Here is a 21,626-nt window from a genome sequence, read left to right as displayed (position 1 = left end):
AAACCGGGTGCCGGTGGCACCCGTTGTTCTATACCGTAATTGTGTACCAGCTCTCAAAACGGGCTCTGCGCCACCCTTCTATCACGCCGCCTTCCATGCCATCCTGCTGTTATAAACGTGTTAATAAGCGATATGTCGTCTCTTGACGATATGGCGCTGTATTCATCCTGCTTGTACAGATAAATCAATGGAATGGAAAAATGCGGCTGTTATTGGTAGAGGACCATCCCGAGTTATCCCACTGGTTGCAAAAAGCGCTGACCGGCGCCGGTTTTGCCGTGGACATCGCGCCGGACGGGTTGGCGGCTGACCATCTGTTGTTAAACGAACGCTATGCGCTGGTGGTGCTGGACGTAGCGCTGCCGCGTCTGAATGGTCTGGATCTGCTGGCCCGCCTGCGTAAGCGCGGCCAGGACCTGCCGGTGTTGCTGTTGACCGCCAGAACTGACGTTGCCGATCGGGTCAAAGGGCTGAATCTGGGGGCCGATGACTATCTCACCAAACCCTTTGAACTCGATGAGTTGGAAGCGCGCATTCGGGCGCTGCTGCGCCGCAGCGTCGGCGTTACCCAGCAGGCGCTGCAATATGGCGCGCTGACCTATCACGATGAAGGCTATTTTCAACTGGACGATAAACCGCTGTCGCTAACGCCGCGTGAGTTGGCGGTGCTGACCGCCCTGATCCACCGGCGCGGCCGGCCGGTCGCCAAACAGCAGTTGTTTGAACAGGTGTTTACCCTGTCCGACGAGGCCAATCCGGAGAGTATTGAGCTATACGTGCACCGGCTGCGGAAAAAGCTGCAGGGCAGCAACGTGGCGATCGTCACCCTGCGCGGTCTGGGCTACAGCCTGGAGCTCTGCAATGAGGTGGTTTAACGCACCGCGCTCCCTGTTTTATCAACTGTTGCTGTTTTTCGGTTTACCCTTGCTGGTGCTGGGCGGTATCTCCATTTACACCCATTACTTCAGCGCCATGAATGCCGCCACGCTGGCTTACGATCGCACGCTGCTGGCATCGGCGCGCACCGTGGCGGAGCGGCTGGTGGTGCGCAATGGCCGCCTGGAAGTGGATGTGCCTTACGTGGTGCTCGACAGCTTTGAGCGCAACATGAACGATCAGCTCTATTACGAAGTGATCTCTCCGCAAGGCAAAAGCATCTCCGGTTATGACGATCTGCCGCCGATGCCGCCGCATATCCTGCGCTCCAGCCTGTATCCGGCGCTGGTGCATTTCTATGACGCCGAATACAGCGGTCGGCCGATCCGCGTGGCTGCGCTGTACCAGCCGGTCAATGAATCGGGCGTAATGGGCATGGCGACGATCCTGGTGGCGGAAACGCTGGAGTCGCGCCGTTACCTGGCTCGGCAGATGATGCTTTCCGCCTTGCTCAGCCAAGGGACCGTAGTGGTGCTGACGATGATTCTGGCCTTCGCCTTGCTCAAGCGAGTGCTAAAGCCGATGCGCAAGCTTTCCGGCATCATGCTGCGGCGCGATCCGGGCGAACTGACGCCGTTACCGATGGTGTTGCCCTGGTCGGAAATGCAGCCTCTGCTGCTGGCGTTCAACCGCTATATCGAACGGCTGCGGGTAATGGTGGCGCGTCAGGAGCGTTTTAGCGCCGACGCCTCTCATCAACTGCGCACGCCGCTGACGGTGCTGAAAACTCAGGTGGGCGTGGCGCTGGCCAGCGATAAGCCGGAGCAGTGGCGGGAAAGCCTGGCGGCGATGAGCGTCACGCTGGATAACACAGCGGCGCTGACCGATCGCCTGCTCTATCTCTCGCGGCTTAAAGCCCATGAACATCATGCCGATCGCAAGCTGCAACCGGTGAATCTGGCGCAGGTGCTGCGCGATGCCTGTTTTTCGCGCCTGCCGCAGGCGCGCAGCAAGCGCATTGATTTAGGCTATGAAGGGGAGTCGGTATGCTGGGTCGGCGGTGAGACGCTGTTGCTCACCGAGCTGTGCGCCAATCTGCTGGATAACGCGCTGAAATACGTGCCGAATCAAGGCGTGGTCACCGCGCGTCTGACGCTCGATAAACCGGCCGGGGAGTGCGTGCTGGAAATAGAAGATAACGGCCCAGGTATTGCTCAGCAGGATACCGCGCAGGCGCTGCAACCCTTTCATCGGCTGGATAACGTGGGCGATCAGCCCGGTGCCGGACTGGGGCTGGCGCTGGTCAGCGACATTACCCGCTATCACGGCACCCGCCCGGAACTGTTGACCTCGGCCGCGCTGGGCGGCCTGCTGGTGCGGGTGCGTTTTCAGCTGTTGCCTTAGGACTTTACTTCGGCCGCTGGGCTTTTTGCCTTGCGCCCTAACGGCGTGCGCAGGCGCTGCGACAAAATTACGCCCAGCAGCGTGACGCCACCGCCGATCAAATGGTAACTGTGCAGCTGTTCATGCAGGAACAGCACGGCAATGACGGCGGTAAAGACCGGCGACAGGTTCATAAATATCGACGCGGTATTGGCCCCGAGACGCATCACGCCCTGGATCCACAAGAAAGGCGCGATGATCGAAGCCGGGATGCCGGCGAACAGCACCAGCGGGATATTCTGGCTGTTCAGCCCGACATCCTGCGCCATCAGAAAGTTGGGCAGCAACAGAACGACACCGAACAGGATTTGCACATACAGCGCCTGCCAATTAGGCAGAGCAATCATCCAGCGTTTGGTCAGCACGCCGTACAGCGCATAGGAAGCGGCGGCGGCGAACATCATCAGTTCTCCCTTGCCGATGCCATGTTGCAGCAGCTCGCCTGGATGACCGGCGCTGACCAGCCAGATCAATCCGCCGAAGGACAACACGCTGCCGATTGCCACGCCGACGGTCGGTGCAATGCGCAGCAGTACGATGCTGATCAGGATGGTCAGCAGCGGGATCAGCGACACAATGATACCCATAAACAGCGCGCTGACGCTGTGTGCCGCATAGTAGGCCAGGCTTTGGTACAGCACCATGCCGAGCAGGCCTAGGATCAGCAATTTCCACCCGTTGGCGCGCACCTCGCGCCAATTGCGGATCACGCCGGGTAAGACGAACGGGGTCAGGACGATCAGCGCCAGCAGCCAACGGTAAAACGAGATGGCGGCCGGATCGATTGCGGTGGCGGAGAGTTTGCTGACGACGGCGTTGACAGACCAGATCAGCACCGCCAGCAGCGGGAAGAGCATATTCACGATGATTATTCTCAATAACGACGGACATGCTGGCTAGTCTACTCGTGTCCGGTTTATTATATATAGCGATATCCAGACAATATTTTGTGTCAACAAGACAAATCACGGTGTGCAACCATGTCCGAAATCCGTCACTTTCCTGAAGCCTTGATCCCGGCGCCGCGCCCGGTGCAGTTTCGTTGCGAGGAGTTTAATGCCCGCACGGAATTCCAGCCGCACAGCCACCGTTGGGGGCAACTGATGTGGGTGAAAGCCGGGGTGATGGTGATGAAGGTCGGCAATCAACGTTTTCTGGCGCCGCCGGAATTTGTGCTGTGGGCGCCGGCGGGGATCGAGCACTCCTGCTACAACCAGCGGCTGGCGCAGTGCCGCATGGTGGATATCATGCAGTCGCTGTGCGTCGGGTTGCCGGCCGACCCCTGCCTGGTGAGCGTAACGCCGGTTTTCCGCGCCATCGCCGAAGATTTTTACGCACGCAAGCAATATATCCCGCAAGGCAAGCAGGATTTGCGTCTGTGCCGGGCGCTGATCGATCAACTGCATCTGTCGCCGGTCCAGCAAACTTATTTGCCGTCGTCCGAAGATAAATTCCTGGCGCCGGTGCTGGAAGCGCTGGAGCATTGTCCGTCGGACAACACCTCGCTCGCCGTCTGGGCCGCCCGGGTCTATACCACCGAACGCACCCTGTCACGCCGTTGCCAGCAAGAGCTGGGCATGTCATTCAGTGAATGGCGCCAGCGGTTGCGTTTCCTGCATGCCGTTTCGCTGCTTGAACAGGGCAAAACCGTGCAGAACGTTGCGCTGGAAGTGGGATACAGCTCGGCCTCGGCGTTTATCGTCATGTTTCAGCAAATCGCCGGCAGCACTCCCGAACGCTTTCGCCGGGCCTGATTCGGTGGCACACTCTTTCCCAGATAACCTCTTCATACTTGACGCCGCCTCTGTGTTGGCTGCGAGCACTCGCCCCAGTCACTTACTTGAGTAAGCTCCTGGGGACTCCTGCTCTTGCCGCCTTGATGCAACGTCAATTATTTTGGGGATAAATAGTCGTAAACCGTCGGAGCAACAAGTGAAAATCCTGGTTGATGAAAATATGCCGTACGCGGCTGAATTGTTCAGTCGTTTGGGGGACGTGCAGGCTGTGCCTGGCCGCCCGATCCCGTGTGATGCGCTGGTGGATGCCGATGCGCTGATGGTGCGCTCGGTGACTAAAGTGAATGAAGATTTGCTGGCCGGTACTCGCATCGGTTTTGTCGGCACCGCCACCGCCGGTACTGACCATGTGGATGATGCCTGGCTGAAACAGCAGGGCATCGGGTTTTCCGCAGCGCCAGGCTGTAACGCCATTGCGGTGGTGGAATATGTGTTCTCTGCGCTGATGCTGCTGGCCGAACGCGACGGTTTTCAGTTGCGCGACAAAACCGTCGGCATTATTGGTGTGGGCAACGTAGGTTCGCGCCTGGATGCCCGCCTTAAAGCCTTGGGTATACGTACGCTGCTGTGCGATCCGCCGCGCGCAGAGCGTGGTGACGTCGGTGAGTTCTGGCCGCTGGAAAAACTGGTGGCGGAAGCCGACGTGCTGACGTTCCATACGCCGCTGAATAAATCCGGTCCCTATCACTCGCTGCACTTGGTTGACGCCGAGTTGCTGGCGGCGCTGCCCGACAACCGTATCCTGATCAATGCCTGCCGTGGCGAGGTGGTGGATAACGCCGCATTGCTGCAGGCGCTGGAAAAAGGCAAAAAGCTGAGCACGGTGCTGGACGTTTGGGAACCGGAACCGGAGCTTTCATTACCACTGCTGGCACGGGTGGATATTGGCACCGCGCATATCGCCGGTTACACGCTGGAAGGCAAGGCGCGGGGCACCACTCAGGTGTTCGAGGCCTTCAGCCGCCACGTGGGGCAGCCACAGCAGATTGAGCTGGCCTCGCTGCTGCCGGTGCCGGAGTTCAGCCAGATCCAGTTGAACGGGCCGCTAGATGAAGGCAAATTAAAACGATTGATGCACTTGGTGTATGATGTGCGCCGCGATGATGCGCCGCTGCGTAAAGTGGCTGGGCAACCGGGCGAGTTTGATCGCCTGCGCAAGCATTATCAGGAGCGCCGTGAATGGTCCTCATTGCGCGTCCAGTGCAATGACAGCGCCAGTGCGGAACTGCTGCACAAGCTGGGCTTCAGCGTGCTGTAAGGGGCTGGCATGCCGGTCCCTTGCCAAAAAGGCATCGGCCCAATACGTAAGGTTGCCTTAAGCAATCGCCGCTACAGTAAGCGGCAAAGGATTATCGGGCGGTGGCAACACTGCCCGTCTGCTTTTTAAATGAATACTCTGGAGAAACCCAATGTCTGACGGCTGGAATATCGCTCTGCTTGGCGCCACTGGCGCGGTAGGTGAAGCGTTGCTGGAATTATTACAGGAACGCCAGTTCCCGGTGGGCGAACTCTATCCTTTGGCCAGTGAACGCGGCGCCGGGGCAACGGTACGCTTCAACGGCAAGTCGGTGCTGGTGCAAAAAGCGGAAGAATTTGACTGGTCGCAGGCGCAACTGGCGTTCTTTGTCGCCGGTACCGAGGCGGCGGCCCGCTATGCGGAAGAAGCCGGCAACATGGGTTGCCTGGTGATCGACACCAGCGGCCTGTTTGCGCTGGAGCCGGATGTACCGCTGGTGGTGCCTGGCGTTAACCCGCAGGTGCTGGCCGACTACCGCAACCGTAATATTGTCGCCGTGGCCGACAGCATGGTCAGCCAACTGTTGACGGCGATCAAACCGTTGACCGAACAGGCCGGGCTTTCCCGTCTGCACGTCACCACCCTGATGTCGGTATCGGCACGCGGCAAAGTGGCGGTGGACGATCTGGCCGGCCAGAGCGCGCGCTTGCTGAACGGCATTCCGGCTGAGCCGGGCGTTTTCGCCAAGCAACTGGCGTTCAACCTGTTACCGTTGCTGGCCGACGAGCAGGGCAGCGTGCGCGAAGAACGTTTGATTGTCGATCAGGTGCGTAAAGTTCTGCAGGACGAAGGGCTGCCGATTTCCGTGAGCTGCGTACAGTCGCCGGTGTTTTACGGCCACGCGCAAGTGGTTCACCTGGAAGCGCTGCGCCCGATGTCTGCCGAAGAAGCGCGCAGCGAGCTGGAGCAGGTGGATGATATCCAACTGAGCGAAGAAGACGACTACCCGACTCAGGTAACGGAAGCGTCCGGCAGCGATGCGTTGAGCGTCGGCTGCTTGCGCAATGACTACGGCATTCCTGAAATCCTGCAGTTCTGGTCGGTGGCGGACAACGTGCGCTTCGGCGGCGCGTTGATGGCTATCGAAACCGCAGAGCGTCTGGTGCAGGAGCAGATGTACTGATGTCTGACGTTGTCTTGCCCTCCCAGCCGAGGTTAAAAATCGCGCTGGGGATTGAATATGACGGCAGCCGTTATTACGGCTGGCAGCGTCAGCAGGAAGTCGCCAGCGTGCAGGCCTGTCTGGAACAGGCGTTGAGCAAGGTGGCGAATGCGCCGATTGCCGTATTGTGCGCCGGTCGTACCGACGCCGGCGTGCACGCTACCGGCCAGGTGGTGCATTTTGAAACCACCGCGCAGCGCAAGGACGCCGCCTGGACGATGGGAGTCAATACTCACCTGCCGCCGGATATTGCGGTGCGTTGGGTGACCGGCGTGGCCGAGGATTTCCATGCGCGTTTCAGCGCCACCGCGCGTCGTTACCGCTACATTATTTATAACCACCGCTACCGCCCGGCGGTGTTGCAGCAGGGGATGACCCATTTTTATCACCCGCTGGATGCCGAACGGATGGAAAGGGCGGCGCAGGCGCTGCTGGGCGAGAACGATTTTACGTCGTTCCGCGCCGTGCAATGTCAGTCGCGTACGCCATGGCGTAACGTAAAACACGTTAAGGTTACGCGCTACGGCGAGTATATCGTGGTAGATATTAAGGCGAATGCCTTTGTGCACCATATGGTGCGCAACATTGTCGGCAGCCTGATGGAAATCGGCTGCGGCAATCAGGATGAGAACTGGATGGCCGAACTGCTGGCGCTGAAGGATCGGAATCTGGCTGCGGCGACGGCGCGTGCCGAAGGGTTGTATTTGGTTTCCGTCGATTATCCTGAGCATTTTGGTTTGCCCCGGCCGCCAATGGGGCCGCTGTTTTTACCCGACGATTAAACAATCGTACCCTATGAATTTCGAGTTGCAGCTAGGCGCCCAGCTCACTCATCCAGGCGCTTACTAAAGTCAAGTAACTGAGATGAGTTAGTGCAGGTAACAACGCTGCAGCTTGAAAGGCGACGGGTATAGACGCTGGCGCGCCCGACGCGTTGCTCCCTTGTACATCTGCCGGGTGGGTGAGACACCCGGTAAAAAGAGAGAATCTATGGACATCATCAAGTTTGTGATTGATTTTATTTTGCATATTGACGTGCATTTGGCCGAACTGGTTGCGCAATACGGCATGTGGGTCTATGCCATTTTGTTCCTGATCCTGTTTTGCGAAACCGGGCTGGTGGTTACGCCTTTCCTGCCGGGGGATTCTCTGCTGTTTGTCGCCGGTGCGCTGGCGGCGCTGCCGACTAACGATCTGAATGTGCATACCATGGTTGCGCTGATGATCGGGGCTGCGATCCTCGGTGACGCGGTGAACTATACTATTGGTCGGCTGTTCGGCGATAAGCTGTTCAGTAACCCGAATTCGAAAATTTTCCGCCGCAGCTATCTGGATAAAACCCATCAGTTTTATGAAAAACACGGCGGGAAAACGATTATTCTGGCGCGATTTGTGCCGATCGTGCGTACATTTGCGCCGTTCGTCGCCGGTATGGGGAAGATGTCCTACCGTCATTTTGCTGCCTACAACGTGATTGGCGCGCTGGTTTGGGTGCTGCTCTTCACTTATGCTGGCTACCTTTTCGGTGATTTGCCGATCGTGCAGGAAAACCTGAAACTGTTGATCGTAGCGATCATCCTGGTTTCAATTTTGCCGGGCATCATTGAAATCTGGCGCCATAAGCGCGCGGCTGCCCGCCAGCAAAAACAGTAAAAACATCGCTTAACCTGTCGGTTCGACCAGTTTTTTATCCACAGTGTCGGGCCGATATGGTTTAATGAGCGACATTTATGGTCTGTTCCTGCGAACAAACCCTGAATCCAGTGCCTCGGTCACGCGTTTGTCGCGTTTCACTCGGGCACTTTTTCATTGGGTCTGTCTGCGGGGGGATTGTTAAAGCATGAACAGCGGACTGGCATGTGCCAGGTTCAAACAGAAAGGTCATCGATGAGCTGGATTGAACGAATTCTTAACAAGAGCAATATTACACAAACCCGTAAGGCGAGCATTCCTGAAGGGGTCTGGACCAAATGTGACAGCTGCGGTCAGGTTCTCTATCGCGCCGAGCTGGAACGTAATCTGGAAGTGTGTCCTAAGTGCGACCACCACATGCGCATGACTGCGCGCATGCGCCTGCATACCCTGCTTGACGAGGGCAGTGAGGTAGAACTGGGCAGCGAACTGGAGCCGAAAGATGTTCTGAAGTTCAAGGATTCCAAAAAGTATAAAGATCGCCTGGTTGCCGCACAGAAAGCGACCGGCGAGAAAGATGCGTTGGTCGTGATGAAAGGCACGCTGTACGGCATGCCGATTGTCGCCGCTTCTTTCGAATTTGCTTTTATCGGCGGTTCCATGTCTTCCGTGGTCGGTGCACGTTTCGTGCGCGCGGTTGAACAGGCGCTGGAAGACAACTGCCCACTGGTGTGTTTCTCAGCCAGTGGCGGTGCGCGTATGCAGGAAGCGCTGATGTCGCTGATGCAAATGGCGAAGACCAGCGCAGCGCTGGCGAAACTGCAGGAACGTGGTCTGCCGTACATTTCGGTACTGACCGACCCGACCATGGGCGGCGTTTCCGCCAGTCTGGCGATGCTGGGCGATATCAACATCGCCGAGCCGAAAGCGTTGATCGGCTTTGCCGGCCCGCGCGTTATCGAGCAGACCGTGCGTGAAAAACTGCCGCCGGGCTTCCAGCGCAGTGAGTTCCTGATTGAAAAAGGCGCCATCGACATGATCGTGCGCCGTCCGGAAATGCGCCGCACTCTGGCGAGTATCCTTTCCAAGCTGACCAACCAGCCGCAGCCGCATTTCGATGAGGCAGAGCCGGTAGTCGCACAGGAAAATCAGGCCGACGCCTGAGGCCAATAAATCACCCGCGCAGGTGCAAGCCCGCGCGGGGTTCAGCCGTCATTTTGTGGCTAAATGCCGGCTGATATGCCCTATGAATTTCACGTTGCGGTCAATTCGCTGCAGCTTGAAAGGTGACGGGTGTTACGGAGAGCATCGCCTTTACCGCGGTGAGGGTGGTGCCCTGATGGATCAATGAACCCAATCAGTGATGGGACTCATGCAAAACCACCAAATTCCCCAAGCCACGTCGCCATTGAGCTCGTGGCTTTATTATCTTGAACGTCTGCACAGCCAGGCGATCGAACTTGGCCTGGAACGCGTACAGCGCGTTGCGGCACATCTTGATTTACTCACTCCCGCACCGACGGTGTTCACCGTTGCCGGTACCAACGGCAAAGGCACGACTTGCCGGACTCTGGAAGCCATTTTGATGGCGGCCGGTCTGCGCGTTGGCGTTTACAGCTCGCCGCATCTGGTGCGCTATACCGAACGGGTGCGCATTCAGGGCGACGAACTGAGCGAAACGGAGCACTGTCGTTCGTTCGCCTCCATTGAGGCGGGCCGGGGTGAAACCTCACTGACCTATTTCGAATTTGGCACCCTGTCGGCGCTGCAACTGTTCAAACAGGCTAAGCTTGACGTGGTGATCCTGGAAGTTGGCCTTGGCGGCCGGCTGGATGCGACCAACATCGTCGATCCGAGCGTGGCGGTGGTCACCAGTATCGCGCTGGATCATACCGACTGGCTGGGCAACGATCGCGAAAGCATCGGCCGTGAGAAGGCCGGGATTTTCCGCGGCGGCAAGCCGGCGGTGGTAGGCGAGCCGGATATGCCTGACACCATTCGCGAGGTGGCGGAAAAGCTGGGCGCGACGCTGTATCGCCGTGGCGAAGCCTGGACTTTCAGCGAACAGGGCGAACGCTGGCAGTGGGAAGGCGGCGGCACGCTGCTGACCGACCTGCCGATGCCCAACGTCCCGCTAGCCAATGCCGCGACCGCGCTGGCGGCGTTGCACTATTCCGCGTTGGAAATCGATGAGCGGGCGATCTTCACCGGCCTGCAGCAGGCGACGCTGCCTGGGCGCTTCCAGATTGTGCGACAGGATCCGATGCTGATCCTGGACGTGGCGCATAATCCGCACGCCGCAGGCTATCTGGCCGGGCGTTTGGCGAAATTGCCGCGCAAGGGCGGCAAGGTGCGCGCCGTGGTGGGCATGCTGTCGGATAAAGACATCGCCGGCACGCTGGCTTGTCTGAGCGAGCAAGTGGATGAATGGTATTGCGCGCCGCTGGAAGGGCCGCGTGGAGCCAGCGTTGAATCGCTGGCGCAACATTTGACGGAACCGCGGCAGTTTGCCGATGTCGAAACTGCCTGGCGTCAGGCTATGCAGGACGCTGATATTCAGGATATTGTGATCGTCTGTGGATCGTTCCACACCGTTGCGCACGTGATGGCGGCGTTAGACGAGATGCGGGGAGTGTGAGTGGCAAGCAAATTTCAAAACCGATTGGTAGGAACCGTTATTCTGGTCGCGCTGGGGGTCATCATCCTGCCAGGGCTGCTGGATGGAAAAAAGAAACATTACGAGGATGAGTTCGCGGCCATTCCCCTGGTGCCGAAACCGGGTGATGTGGAAGAAAACGACGTGGTGCCGCCGGTAACCCAGTCTTTGCCGGCGCAGCCGCCGGAAGGGGCGGGCGCACTGGTCGAGCAGCAGGCGGCGAACGAAGCGGCCTCGCAGCAGGCCGTACGCCAGACGGCGCAACAGCCGGTTCAGGTCGCGCCGCCGGTCGAAACTCGCCCGGTGCAACAGCCGAAACCGAAGCCGGTCGAAACCAAACCGGTGGAAGCGAAGCCAAAACCGGTTGAAACCAAACCGGTGGAAGTGAAGCCAAAGCCGGTGCAGCAGCCGAAACCGGTTGTTCAGCCGAAGCCTGAGGTTGTTCCGGAGGTTAAAGCTGAGCCCAAAGTTGAGCCGAAGCCAGAACCTAAACCGGAACCTAAACCAGAACCGAAACCGGCCGCAGAAGAGAAAGCGCCGGCAGGGCAGGCTTATGTGGTGCAACTGGGTGCGCTGAAAAACGCCGCCAAGGTGAATGAGGTCGTGGCGTCGCTCAGGCTGTCCGGCTATCGCGCCTTCACCGTGCCGTCAACGCCGGTACAGGGGCAGATCACCCGGATCTACGTTGGCCCGGACGCCTCGAAACAGAAGCTGCAGTCCTCGCTGTCTACGCTGAACTCCATCAGCGGTTTGAGCGGCCAGGTGAAGCCCTACGGCACACGTTGACAGAATTGGGGCACAGCATGCTGTGCCCCTGAATCGATGAGTGCTGGTGTAATCACTATTAAAAATGTGCCTTTCACAGGCAAAACGGCCTATGTAGGTGCGGCGATTGGGAATTTTTTTATCGCCGTTTTTTATTTGTAACGTGCTAGGAAATCCCCTACGCAAACGTTTTCTTTTTCTGTTAGAATTCGCCGCGAATTGGATGCAGGGGCGATTCATCATTGGAATAGTTCATGGTCTGGATTGATTACGTCATTATAGCGGTGATTGGATTTTCGGCTCTGGTGAGCCTGATCCGAGGGTTTGTTCGCGAAGCATTGTCACTTGTGACATGGGGATGTGCGTTTTTTGTTGCCAGCCATTTCTACTCTTACCTTGCGGTCTACTTCACTCGTTTTGAAGATGAACTGGTGCGAAACGGCATCGCGATTGCCATCTTGTTTATCGCGACCCTGATCGTAGGAGCCATTGTCAACTATGTGATTAGCTCATTGGTAGAGAAAACCGGGTTATCAGGCACCGACCGGGTGCTGGGCGTCTGTTTCGGCGCACTGCGCGGCGTGTTGATCGTTTCGGCGATGCTGTTTTTCCTGGATACCTTTACCGGCTTCTCGCAAAGTGACGACTGGAAACAGTCACAGCTCATTCCCCAGTTCAGTTATATCATCAGGTGGTTCTTTGACTACCTGCAGAGCACGTCGAGTTTCTTACCGACCCATTTACCGGGGCGGTAGCGCTGATGAGGAAAAGACAACATGTGCGGTATTGTCGGTATCGCCGGTTTTATGCCGGTAAACCAGTCGATTTATGATGCGTTGATGGTGCTTCAGCACCGTGGCCAGGATGCCGCAGGCATCGTCACCATAGATGCCCACAACGGGTTCCGTCTGCGTAAAGCAAATGGTCTGGTGAAGGATGTGTTTGAGGCACGCCATATGCAGCGCTTGCAGGGCAACATGGGTATTGGCCATGTGCGCTACCCGACGGCTGGCAGCTCCAGTGCCTCAGAGGCTCAACCATTCTATGTAAACTCGCCGTTCGGCCTCACGCTGGCCCATAACGGCAACCTGACCAACGCCCATGAGCTGCGCCAATCGCTGTTTGAAAGCGGTCGTCGCCATATCAACACCACCTCCGATTCCGAGATCCTGCTGAACGTACTGGCCAGTGAGCTGGACCGCTTCCAGGATTATCCGCTGGAGTCAGACAACATTTTCACCGCCGTTGCCGGCATGCATCAGCAACTGCGTGGCGCTTACGCCTGCGTGGCGATGATCATCGGCCACGGTCTGCTGGCATTCCGCGACCCGAACGGCATCCGCCCGTTGGTGATCGGCAAACGCACGCTGGAAGATGGCCGTAACGAGTATATGGTGGCTTCCGAGAGCGTAGCGCTGGATACGTTGGGCTTCGAGTTCCTGCGCGACGTGGCGCCGGGCGAAGCGGTGTACATCACCGAGAAGGGCCAACTGTTCACCCGCCAGTGCGCAGAGAACCCGAAAACCAACCCGTGCCTGTTCGAATACGTCTACTTCGCACGCCCAGATTCCTTTATGGACAAGATTTCGGTCTACAGCGCCCGTGTGCGCATGGGGCAGAAGCTGGGTGAGAAGATTGCCCGTGAATGGGAAGATTTGGACATCGACGTGGTGATCCCGATCCCGGAAACGTCCTGCGATATCGCGTTGGAAATCGCGCGTATCCTGGGTAAGCCGTATCGCCAGGGCTTTGTGAAGAACCGCTATGTCGGCCGTACCTTCATCATGCCGGGCCAGCAGGCGCGTCGTAAATCGGTACGCCGCAAGCTGAACGCCAACCGCGCCGAGTTCCGCGACAAGAACGTGCTGCTGGTGGATGACTCTATCGTCCGCGGTACCACGTCCGAGCAGATTGTTGAGATGGCGCGTGACGCCGGGGCGAAACGCGTTTATCTGGCTTCGGCTGCGCCGGAAATTCGTTTCCCGAACGTGTACGGCATTGACATGCCGAGTGCCAACGAGCTGATTGCCCACGGCCGTGAAGTGGATGAAATCCGCCAAATCATCGGTGCCGACGGCCTGATCTTCCAGGATCTGGACGATCTGATCGAAGCGGTGCGCGAAGAGAACCCGGACATCAGCCAGTTCGAATGCTCGGTGTTTAACGGCATCTATGTCACCAAGGACGTAGACCAGAACTATCTCGAGTATCTGGAATCGTTGCGTAACGACGACGCCCAGGCGATGCGTGGCCAGACCGAAGCAGAAAATCTGGAAATGCATAACGAAGGTTAAGCCGAAGCGCTAGCCAAAAAGGTGCACCGCGGCGTTTGTCGTGGTGCATTATCCTCCCCCCGACTTGCTTATGTACCGCCATTCCGGCAAAGTCTGCCTGATCCTACTTTCTCTTCGGCAGAGGCCAGCTTTATGAAACGACTCATCATCGGTATTTCCGGCGCCAGCGGCGCAATCTACGGCGTGCGCCTGTTGCAGGCATTGCGCGACGTCGCAGAGGTGGAAACCCATTTGGTGATGAGTAACGCGGCGCGGCAAACGCTTTCGCTGGAAACCGAGCTTGGCCTGCGTGAAGTGCAGGCGTTGGCTGACGTGGTGCATGACGCACGCGACATCGGTGCCAGCATTTCTTCCGGTTCGTTCAAAACCCTGGGTATGGTGATTTTACCTTGCTCAATCAAGACGTTATCCGGTATCGCCAACAGCTATAGCGACGGCCTGCTGACGCGCGCCGCCGATGTAGTCCTGAAGGAGCGCCGCCGGCTGGTGCTGTGCGTGCGTGAAACCCCGTTGCATATAGGCCATTTACGCCTGATGACGCAGGCGGCGGAAATGGGCGCGGTGATCATGCCACCGGTACCGGCTTTTTATCACCAACCGAAAAGCGTCGATGACATCATCGATCAAACCGTGAATCGGGTGGTCGATCAGTTCGATATTGAATTACCGAAAGATTTGTTCACCCGCTGGCAAGGCTCCAATTAACAAATTCATCCCCAATTTGGCACATTTGTGCAACACCGCACTGAATTAGGGCGGCGCATGCACCATAATGATCTCACTCCATCACGTTCACTGTTTCAAGGCTCTGGCATTTTGTCATTGCCCGTGACGCGGCCCTGACTGGCCGATTTATTTTTGCGGTTATCGTCCCAGGAAACAGTTTTGTGAAGGCCGGAGCCGTTCCCTCCGCCTACAGCAACAAATGTGGCACGATTACTGCAAATTGATTTGGTGGGAAAGTAATGCCCGCAGTGGCATCAAAAAAATCAATTTGAGGGTAATTTATGAAAAAGCTGGTTAAGGTTCTTCCTTTAGTCTTGGCTTTGAGCGCAGTAAGCAGCGCATTTGCCGCGCTACCATCGACGCTGAAGATAGGTACCGATCCGACCTATGCACCATTTGAATCCAAAAATGCCAAAGGTGAGTTGGTCGGCTTTGATATCGATCTGGCCAAAGAGCTGTGCAAACGCATAAATACCCAATGTACCTTTGTGGAAAGCGATTTTGACGCGCTGATCCCCTCTCTGAAGGCGAAGAAAATTGACGCCATCATCTCTTCTTTGTCGATCACCGAAAAACGCCAGCAGGAAATTGCCTTTACCGACAAGCTGTACGCCGCTAACGCCCGCCTGATCGCGCCGAAAGGCTCGAAGCTGCTGCCAACGGTAGACGCGCTGAAAGGCAAGAGCGTGGGCGTGCTTCAGGGCACTACCCAGGAAGCCTACGCGAACGCCATGTGGCAGCCTAAGGGCATCACCGTGGTGCCTTACCAGAACCAAGACCTGGTGTATGCCGACCTGGCATCCGGCCGCATTGATGCCGCCTTCCAGGATGAAGTGGCGGGCAGCGACGGCTTCCTGAAGCAGCCTCCGGGCAAGGATTACGCTTTCGCCGGCGAATCGGTGAAGGATGACAAGTTCTTTGGCGTGGGCACAGGTATGGGGCTGCGCAAGACCGATACCGAACTGAAGGCGGCGCTGGATAAAGCCTTTGCCGACATGCGCAAAGACGGCACTTACGACAAGTTTGCGAAAAAATACTTCGATTTTGACGTCTACGGCGGTTAATCCCACGTACCGTTCCATGGTGTGACTACGGGGCCAGCCTGCTGGCCCCGATGGTTCGGGCTCCAATGACGACAGGGTGAAGTAGATGCTGCAAGGCTATTCCCAATTGATATTTGAGGGCGCTCTGGTGACGCTGGAACTGGCCCTCAGTTCCGTACTGCTGGCGCTGGTGATTGGTTTGATCGGTGCCGGCGGCAAGCTTTCCCATAACCGCCTGCTTTCTACGCTGTTTGGTGCCTATACCACGCTGATCCGCGGCGTGCCTGATTTGGTGCTGATGCTGCTGATTTTCTACGGCCTGCAGATTGCGCTGAACAACCTCACAGAACTGCTCGGCTTTTCGCAAATTGATATCGATCCGCTCAGCGCGGGGATTATCACCCTCGGTTTTATCTATGGTGCCTATTTCACGGAAACCTTTCGCGGCGCTTATATGGCGGTGCCGAAGGGGCAGATCGAGGCGGCTACCGCCTACGGTTTTTCAGGCTCACAGATTTTCCGCCGCATTTTGTTCCCTGCAATGATGCGTTTTGCCCTGCCGGGCATCGGCAACAACTGGCAGGTGATCCTCAAGGCGACGGCGCTGGTGTCGATTCTGGGTCTTAACGACGTGGTGAAGGCCACTCAACTGGCCGGCAAAGGCACCTATCAGCCATTCTTCTTTGCGATAGTGGCCGGCGTGGTTTACCTGATTTTTACCACCGTTTCCAATGGCGTGTTGTTGTGGCTTGAACGGCGTTATTCATTGGGCGTCAAGAGGGCCGAATTATGATCGAGATTTTGCAACAGTATTGGCAATCGTTGCTGTGGAGCGACGGCTACCGTTTCACCGGTGTGGCGGTCACGCTGTGGCTGCTGATCTCATCGGTGGTGATGGGTGGCCTGCTGGCGATACCGATGGCGGTGGCGCGCGTTTCCTCCATCCCTTGGGTGCGTTTTCCTGTGTGGCTCTACACCTACATATTCCGCGGCACGCCGTTGTATGTGCAGTTGTTGGTGTTTTATTCGGGGATGTACAGTCTGGAGATCGTGCGGGGTACGGATTTCCTCAACGCGTTCTTCCGCAGCGGGCTTAATTGCACCATTCTGGCGCTGACGCTGAACACCTGCGCCTACACCGCAGAGATCTTCGCCGGGGCGATCCGCGCGGTGCCGCACGGTGAAATTGAGGCGGGGAGCGCCTATGGGTTCTCTCGCTTCAAAATGTACCGCTGCATCATTCTGCCTTCGGCGCTGCGCACCGCGCTGCCGGCGTACAGCAACGAAGTGATCCTGATGCTGCACTCCACGGCTCTGGCGTTTACCGCCACCGTGCCGGATCTGTTGAAGATAGCGCGAGATATCAACGCGGCGACCTATCAGCCGTTCTACGCTTTCGGCATCGCGGCGGTGCTGTATCTGGCGATCTCCTACGTGTTGATCAGCCTGTTCCGCAAGGCCGAAAAACGCTGGATGGCGCACGTTAATCACTGATAATGACGGGGAAAAACCATGTCTGAAAATAAATTAGCCGTCACTGAACTGCATAAGCGTTATGGGGAACACGAGGTGCTGAAAGGCGTGTCACTGGCGGCGAATGCAGGGGATGTGATTAGCATTATTGGCTCTTCGGGGTCCGGTAAAAGCACCTTTTTACGCTGCATTAACTTCCTGGAGAAACCCAGCGAAGGCTCCATCAGCCTGAACAACGAAGATATCCGCATGGTGCGCGACAAGGACGGCCAACTGAAGGTGTTTGACAAGAAACAGCTGCAATTGCTGCGTACTCGTCTGACCATGGTGTTCCAGCATTTTAACCTGTGGAGCCACATGACGGTGCTGGAGAACGTGATGGAAGCGCCGGTGCAGGTGCTGGGGTTGAGCAAGGCCGAAGCGCGCGAGCGCGCGGTGCGCTATCTGGATAAGGTGGGTATCGACGAACGCGCGCGCGGCAAATACCCGGTGCACTTGTCGGGTGGCCAGCAGCAACGCGTGTCCATCGCCCGTGCGTTGGCGATGGAACCGGAGGTGCTGTTGTTTGATGAACCGACGTCGGCACTGGATCCGGAGCTGGTGGGGGAGGTGCTGCGCATCATGCAGAAGCTGGCTGAAGAGGGGAAAACCATGGTGGTGGTGACGCACGAGATGGAATTTGCGCGCCACGTTTCAAGCCACGTGATTTTCCTGCATAAGGGACTTATTGAAGAGCAGGGGCCACCGGCTGAGCTGTTTGGCAATCCAAAAAGCCCGCGCCTGCAGCAGTTTCTTTCCGGCGCTTTAAAATAATCGGTTGCCGGGACCCTGCTCCGTCGGGCCCCGGCATTCCCCTCAGCGGGCGTCGTTCCGTTGATTGATAACGTCATCCAGCGCCTGTTCCAGCTCCAGAAAACGGAAACTGAACCCCGCCTCCTCCAGCCGTCTTGGCACCGCCCGTTGACCGCCCAGGACCAGCACCGCCGCTTCCCCCATCAGTAAACGCATGGCAAATGCCGGCACGCGCAAAAACGCCGGGCGATCGAGCACGTTGGCGAGTTGGGCTGCGAATTGCTCGTTATGTACCGGGTAGGGGGCGACCATATTGAAGGGGCCCTGCAGGGTGGCGTGTTCCAGCAAATAAAGTATGCCGTTGACCATGTCGTCCAGATGTATCCAGGGCAGATATTGGCGACCATTGCCTATCGGCCCGCCCAGCCCCAGACGGAACGGCGGCAGCATTTTCGCCAGTGCTCCGCCTTTGCTTGCCAGCACCACGCCGGTGCGCAGCAGACAGACTCGGGTCGCGTCGCTTTGCGCTTGCAGCGCCAGGGATTCCCACCGTTGGCAGAGCTGATGGGTGAATTCGTCATGCGGAGCTTCATCTTCGGTGACCACTGCCTGGCCTTGATCGCCATAGTAGCCTGCGGCGGAACCGGAAATCAGCACGCCGGGCGGCGAGCTGCCGGCGTTAATCAGCGCCGCTAACCGTTCGGTCAGATCCCAACGGCTGTGGCACAGGCGCTCTTTCTGCGCCTTGCTCCAGCGTTTATCGGCGATAGGCTCACCGGCCAGGTTGATCACGGCGTCAAAGCCATCCAGCGACGTTTGGTCTTGCAACGTTGACCAGTAGCTGACTTGTTCGCCAAACCGTTCATGCGCACGTTGTACGTCACGGGTCAGTACCGTGATCGAGTGAGACAGACTCAGCAGCCGCTGCGTCAGGCTGCTCCCTATCAATCCTGTGGCGCCGGTGATCAGGATCCGCATGGTCAACCTCCCTGATACGCTATTGTTTCAGCCCCGGCGATAACTCATGGTCATGGAAACCGAGTCGGCATAACGCAGGGCCAGTAGTTTATCGATCTCTACTTCAGCATAGGTTACCCAGGCATGTTCTTTCACGATATCGAGCACATCCTGAGTTAATTTTTCCAGCAGAGCGAAGCGGTTATCTTCAACATGGCGGATGATCGCTTTGGTAATGGTGCGGTAGTTGAGCGCGTCGTCGATGTTTTCGCTATTGCGCGCCTTATCCGCCGGGTAGTGGATGGCTACGTTAATCAGGACGTCCTGGCGGTTGTTGATTTCTTCTTCCTTGATACCGATGAAAGTACGCAACCGCAGATTTTTGATACGAATAATGGCGTCGGGTTGACTGAATGACATCAGAGAGTCTCCACAGGTCTGATTATTGGCGCTCAGAATACACGGAAAGTAGGGAAAAGATAACGAGCTGGAGGAAACTCCCCGGAAGCCGGGGAGTCGGACGGTTAACCCTGTTCGGCCTGCTTGTAGGCGCGCCCGGTCGCCGGGCGGTTGCTGATGCGTTCGAACCAGTTGCGCACTGCCGGATAATCCGCCAGATCAATGCGCTGGCGCGGATGCGAAACCACCCAGGGATAGGTGGCGATATCGGCAATGCTGTAATTGTCGCCGCCCAGGTACGGATGCTTTTGCAATTCGGCTTCCAGCACGCCATACAGGCGCTTGGTTTCCAGATGGTAACGTTCGATGGCGTAAGGCACCGGCTGCGGCGCGTAATGGTTGAAATGATGGTTCTGCCCGAGCATGGGCCCAAAGCCCGCCACCTGCCAGAACAACCATTGCAGCGTGGCGGCGCGCTCACGCAGCCCTTTGCTCAACAACTTGCCGGTTTTCTCCGCCAGATACAGCAGGATTTCGCCGGATTCGAACAGGCTGATAGGCGCACCGCCGTCAACCGGTTGCTGATCGACAATCGCCGGGATTTTGTTGTTGGGTGAAATGCTCAGAAAGTCCGGCTTGAACTGGTCGCCAGCGCTGATATTTACGCGATGGATACGGTAAGGTAAGCCAACTTCCTCCAGAAACAGGGTAATTTTGTGACCGTTGGGAGTAGGCGCGTAATACAGGTCAATCATGGTGCCTCCTGCGGTAAAGTGATCTGTAAGTCATTACACGTTGCAGCGGTCTTCGCCGCATACAAAGGTATATCAGAGATTCAGCTATACCCTATGAATTTCAAGTTGTAGTCAACATGTAGCTTGAAAGACAACGGGCATATAGTGTTACCAACAATAGCAGCTAAGAATAGCAGGCTATGTGAGATTCGTCTGATGCTATATCCGCAAGAGACATCACAATTTCAGGCCAATGAGGCTTAACCTCTCGTCAGCCTTGCCGTCCTTGGCCACTGCGATAAAATAGCGCATATATCCATGCTAAAGGAATGGTTATGAAGCTGATATTCGCCTCTGATATACACGGTTCACTCCCCGCCACTGAAAGTGTCCTGGATCGCTTTGAACAAAGCGGCGCCGACTGGCTGATTCTTCTGGGCGATTTGCTGAATCATGGGCCGCGAAATGCGCTGCCGGCGGGTTATCAGCCCGCTCAGGTTGCCGAACAATTGAATCGCTATAGCGACAAGATCATCGCCGTTCGCGGCAATTGTGACAGTGAAGTTGATCAAATGTTGCTGACGTTTCCCATCACCGCATCCTGGCAGCAGGTGTTGCTGCAAAAAAGACGATTGTTTTTAACCCACGGTCACCTTTATCATCCCACGGCACTGCCGCCGTTATCTTCCGGCGATGTCCTGGTCTATGGCCACAGTCATGTACCGCAGGCGGAACGGCAGGGAGAGATTTACTGCTTTAATCCAGGGTCGGTCAGCATTCCGAAGGAGGGCTTTCCCGCCAGTTATGGCATACTGGAGGAGGGCATTTTAAGTGTGGTTACCCTGCAGGGCGGCAAGGCTGTTGCAGAGGTGGCATTAACGCACTAATTTATACACACACAATAAAAATCTTTGAAAAACACTCATTGATTAACCAGCGCGCGGGATGCAACGCGCCAAAATAGAAGGTTTTAGAGGATGGCGGAACAGGGTCAGGCTGCAGATACCGAGTGGGTTGATATCGTCAACGAGCAAAACGAAGTGATTGCTCAATCAAGTCGCCAACAAATGCGTGCTCAACGGCTGCGTCATCGTGCTACCTATATTGTGGTGCATGATGGAATGGGTAAAATTCTGGTGCAGCGTCGCACCGACATTAAAGACTTCTATCCGGGCTGGCTGGATGCCACCGCGGGCGGAGTAGTACAAAGCGGCGAAAACGTGCTGGATTCCGCACGCCGCGAGGCGGAAGAGGAACTGGGTATTGCCGGCGTGCCTTTCGCCGAACATGGCTTGTTCTATTTTGAAGAAGAACAGTGCCGGGTATGGGGCGCACTGTTTAGCTGCGTTTCCCACGGACCTTTCGCCCTGCAGGAAGAAGAAGTGGTTGAGGTGAGCTGGCTGACGCCGGAAGAGATCACCGCCCGCTGCGACGAATTCACACCGGATTCTCTGAAGGCGCTGTCGCTGTGGCTGACGCGCAACAACGAGCAGGCTTACGGTAAACCGCTACGCGACACCGACGAAAACGCCTGATAGTCGCCAGGTCGTCAACATGAAAAAGCCGGTCATATGACCGGCT

At 57.0% G+C, this 21,626-nt stretch carries 23 protein-coding genes; 19 read left to right on the top strand and 4 right to left on the bottom strand.

The window, feature by feature from the left end:
• Positions 1 to 200 precede the first annotated feature (200 nt).
• Both tctD and JEM67_RS19400 read left to right on the top strand, forming a co-directional pair.
• Positions 201 to 875: a transcriptional regulator TctD gene (tctD, locus tag JEM67_RS19405; protein WP_013813917.1), complete on the top strand. Its 675-nt coding sequence runs from the start codon at positions 201 to 203 to the stop codon at positions 873 to 875.
• Positions 862 to 2,280, top strand: a complete 1,419-nt coding sequence (locus JEM67_RS19400) for a sensor histidine kinase (protein WP_199636192.1) — start codon at positions 862 to 864, stop codon at positions 2,278 to 2,280. Before tctD ends, JEM67_RS19400 begins: the two co-directional genes overlap by 14 nt.
• On the opposite strand, the gene JEM67_RS19395 is transcribed toward JEM67_RS19400, so the two are convergent.
• Positions 2,277 to 3,176: a DMT family transporter gene (locus tag JEM67_RS19395; RefSeq protein WP_199636346.1), complete on the bottom strand. Its 900-nt coding sequence runs from the start codon at positions 3,174 to 3,176 to the stop codon at positions 2,277 to 2,279. The genes JEM67_RS19400 and JEM67_RS19395 overlap by 4 nt on opposite strands.
• Positions 3,177 to 3,299: 123 nt before the next feature.
• Between JEM67_RS19395 and JEM67_RS19390 the strand changes: the two genes are divergently transcribed.
• From JEM67_RS19390 to hisP, 15 genes are all read left to right on the top strand, one after another.
• Complete coding sequence (locus JEM67_RS19390; protein WP_199636193.1) at positions 3,300 to 4,073, top strand: AraC family transcriptional regulator; 774 nt, start codon at positions 3,300 to 3,302, stop codon at positions 4,071 to 4,073.
• 178 nt (positions 4,074 to 4,251) lie between these two features.
• Positions 4,252 to 5,373 (top strand): 4-phosphoerythronate dehydrogenase PdxB, encoded by a 1,122-nt coding sequence (pdxB, locus tag JEM67_RS19385; protein WP_199636194.1) that lies wholly within the window; start codon positions 4,252 to 4,254, stop codon positions 5,371 to 5,373.
• A 151-nt stretch (positions 5,374 to 5,524) separates the two neighbouring features.
• Entirely contained in the window at positions 5,525 to 6,535 is a 1,011-nt protein-coding gene (locus JEM67_RS19380) for an aspartate-semialdehyde dehydrogenase (RefSeq protein WP_013813912.1), read from the top strand.
• Positions 6,535 to 7,356: a tRNA pseudouridine(38-40) synthase TruA gene (gene truA / locus JEM67_RS19375; RefSeq protein ID WP_199636195.1), complete on the top strand. Its 822-nt coding sequence runs from the start codon at positions 6,535 to 6,537 to the stop codon at positions 7,354 to 7,356. The genes JEM67_RS19380 and truA overlap by 1 nt, the downstream gene beginning before the upstream one ends.
• A gap of 208 nt (positions 7,357 to 7,564) precedes the next feature.
• Positions 7,565 to 8,227 carry a DedA family protein gene (locus JEM67_RS19370; RefSeq protein ID WP_013813910.1) on the top strand — a complete coding sequence of 221 codons (663 nt, stop codon included), beginning with the start codon at positions 7,565 to 7,567 and terminating at the stop codon, positions 8,225 to 8,227.
• Between the two features lie 234 nt (positions 8,228 to 8,461).
• Positions 8,462 to 9,370 (top strand): acetyl-CoA carboxylase, carboxyltransferase subunit beta, encoded by a 909-nt coding sequence (accD, locus tag JEM67_RS19365; RefSeq protein WP_004947349.1) that lies wholly within the window; start codon positions 8,462 to 8,464, stop codon positions 9,368 to 9,370.
• A 208-nt stretch (positions 9,371 to 9,578) separates the two neighbouring features.
• On the top strand, positions 9,579 to 10,844 hold the full coding sequence (gene folC, locus JEM67_RS19360; RefSeq protein ID WP_199636196.1) for a bifunctional tetrahydrofolate synthase/dihydrofolate synthase: 1,266 nt from the start codon (positions 9,579 to 9,581) through the stop codon (positions 10,842 to 10,844).
• The gene (gene dedD, locus JEM67_RS19355; RefSeq protein ID WP_199636197.1) at positions 10,845 to 11,648 is read left to right on the top strand and encodes a cell division protein DedD; all 804 of its coding nucleotides are present in this window, start codon (positions 10,845 to 10,847) and stop codon (positions 11,646 to 11,648) included.
• 233 nt (positions 11,649 to 11,881) lie between these two features.
• On the top strand, positions 11,882 to 12,382 hold the full coding sequence (gene cvpA / locus JEM67_RS19350) for a colicin V production protein (protein WP_004947341.1): 501 nt from the start codon (positions 11,882 to 11,884) through the stop codon (positions 12,380 to 12,382).
• A gap of 21 nt (positions 12,383 to 12,403) precedes the next feature.
• The gene (purF, locus tag JEM67_RS19345) at positions 12,404 to 13,921 is read left to right on the top strand and encodes an amidophosphoribosyltransferase (RefSeq protein ID WP_013813907.1); all 1,518 of its coding nucleotides are present in this window, start codon (positions 12,404 to 12,406) and stop codon (positions 13,919 to 13,921) included.
• 132 nt (positions 13,922 to 14,053) lie between these two features.
• On the top strand, positions 14,054 to 14,626 hold the full coding sequence (locus tag JEM67_RS19340) for a UbiX family flavin prenyltransferase (protein WP_013813906.1): 573 nt from the start codon (positions 14,054 to 14,056) through the stop codon (positions 14,624 to 14,626).
• A gap of 302 nt (positions 14,627 to 14,928) precedes the next feature.
• Positions 14,929 to 15,711 (top strand): histidine ABC transporter substrate-binding protein HisJ, encoded by a 783-nt coding sequence (gene hisJ, locus JEM67_RS19335; protein WP_004947333.1) that lies wholly within the window; start codon positions 14,929 to 14,931, stop codon positions 15,709 to 15,711.
• 85 nt (positions 15,712 to 15,796) lie between these two features.
• Complete coding sequence (locus tag JEM67_RS19330; protein ID WP_004947330.1) at positions 15,797 to 16,483, top strand: histidine ABC transporter permease HisQ; 687 nt, start codon at positions 15,797 to 15,799, stop codon at positions 16,481 to 16,483.
• The gene (locus tag JEM67_RS19325) at positions 16,480 to 17,184 is read left to right on the top strand and encodes an ABC transporter permease (RefSeq protein WP_199636198.1); all 705 of its coding nucleotides are present in this window, start codon (positions 16,480 to 16,482) and stop codon (positions 17,182 to 17,184) included. The genes JEM67_RS19330 and JEM67_RS19325 overlap by 4 nt, the downstream gene beginning before the upstream one ends.
• Before the next feature lie 18 nt (positions 17,185 to 17,202).
• A complete protein-coding gene (gene hisP / locus JEM67_RS19320) occupies positions 17,203 to 17,976 on the top strand; it encodes a histidine ABC transporter ATP-binding protein HisP (RefSeq protein WP_006317049.1) in 774 nt (257 codons plus the stop codon).
• A 42-nt stretch (positions 17,977 to 18,018) separates the two neighbouring features.
• Here the strand turns inward: hisP and JEM67_RS19315 are convergent, their stop codons facing one another.
• From JEM67_RS19315 to yfcG, 3 genes are all read right to left on the bottom strand, one after another.
• Positions 18,019 to 18,933, bottom strand: coding sequence for a TIGR01777 family oxidoreductase (locus JEM67_RS19315; RefSeq protein ID WP_199636199.1), 915 nt, complete (start codon positions 18,931 to 18,933; stop codon positions 18,019 to 18,021).
• Positions 18,934 to 18,960: 27 nt separating this feature from the next.
• A complete protein-coding gene (gene folX / locus JEM67_RS19310) occupies positions 18,961 to 19,332 on the bottom strand; it encodes a dihydroneopterin triphosphate 2'-epimerase (protein ID WP_004947317.1) in 372 nt (123 codons plus the stop codon).
• Between the two features lie 104 nt (positions 19,333 to 19,436).
• Complete coding sequence (yfcG, locus tag JEM67_RS19305; RefSeq protein ID WP_199636200.1) at positions 19,437 to 20,066, bottom strand: GSH-dependent disulfide bond oxidoreductase; 630 nt, start codon at positions 20,064 to 20,066, stop codon at positions 19,437 to 19,439.
• A 314-nt stretch (positions 20,067 to 20,380) separates the two neighbouring features.
• Between yfcG and yfcE the strand changes: the two genes are divergently transcribed.
• Together yfcE and yfcD are read left to right on the top strand one after the other, a co-directional pair.
• Positions 20,381 to 20,932, top strand: a complete 552-nt coding sequence (gene yfcE / locus JEM67_RS19300) for a phosphodiesterase (protein ID WP_199636201.1) — start codon at positions 20,381 to 20,383, stop codon at positions 20,930 to 20,932.
• A gap of 90 nt (positions 20,933 to 21,022) precedes the next feature.
• Entirely contained in the window at positions 21,023 to 21,580 is a 558-nt protein-coding gene (yfcD, locus tag JEM67_RS19295) for an NUDIX hydrolase YfcD (RefSeq protein WP_004947308.1), read from the top strand.
• The last annotated feature ends 46 nt before the right edge of the window (positions 21,581 to 21,626 follow it).

The sequence above is a fragment of the Serratia sp. PAMC26656 genome (assembly GCF_016469055.2).
GTDB lineage: Bacteria > Pseudomonadota > Gammaproteobacteria > Enterobacterales > Enterobacteriaceae > Serratia > Serratia plymuthica.
Note: the sequence above shows the minus strand (reverse complement) of the source record. Positions and strands in the feature narration are given on the sequence as shown.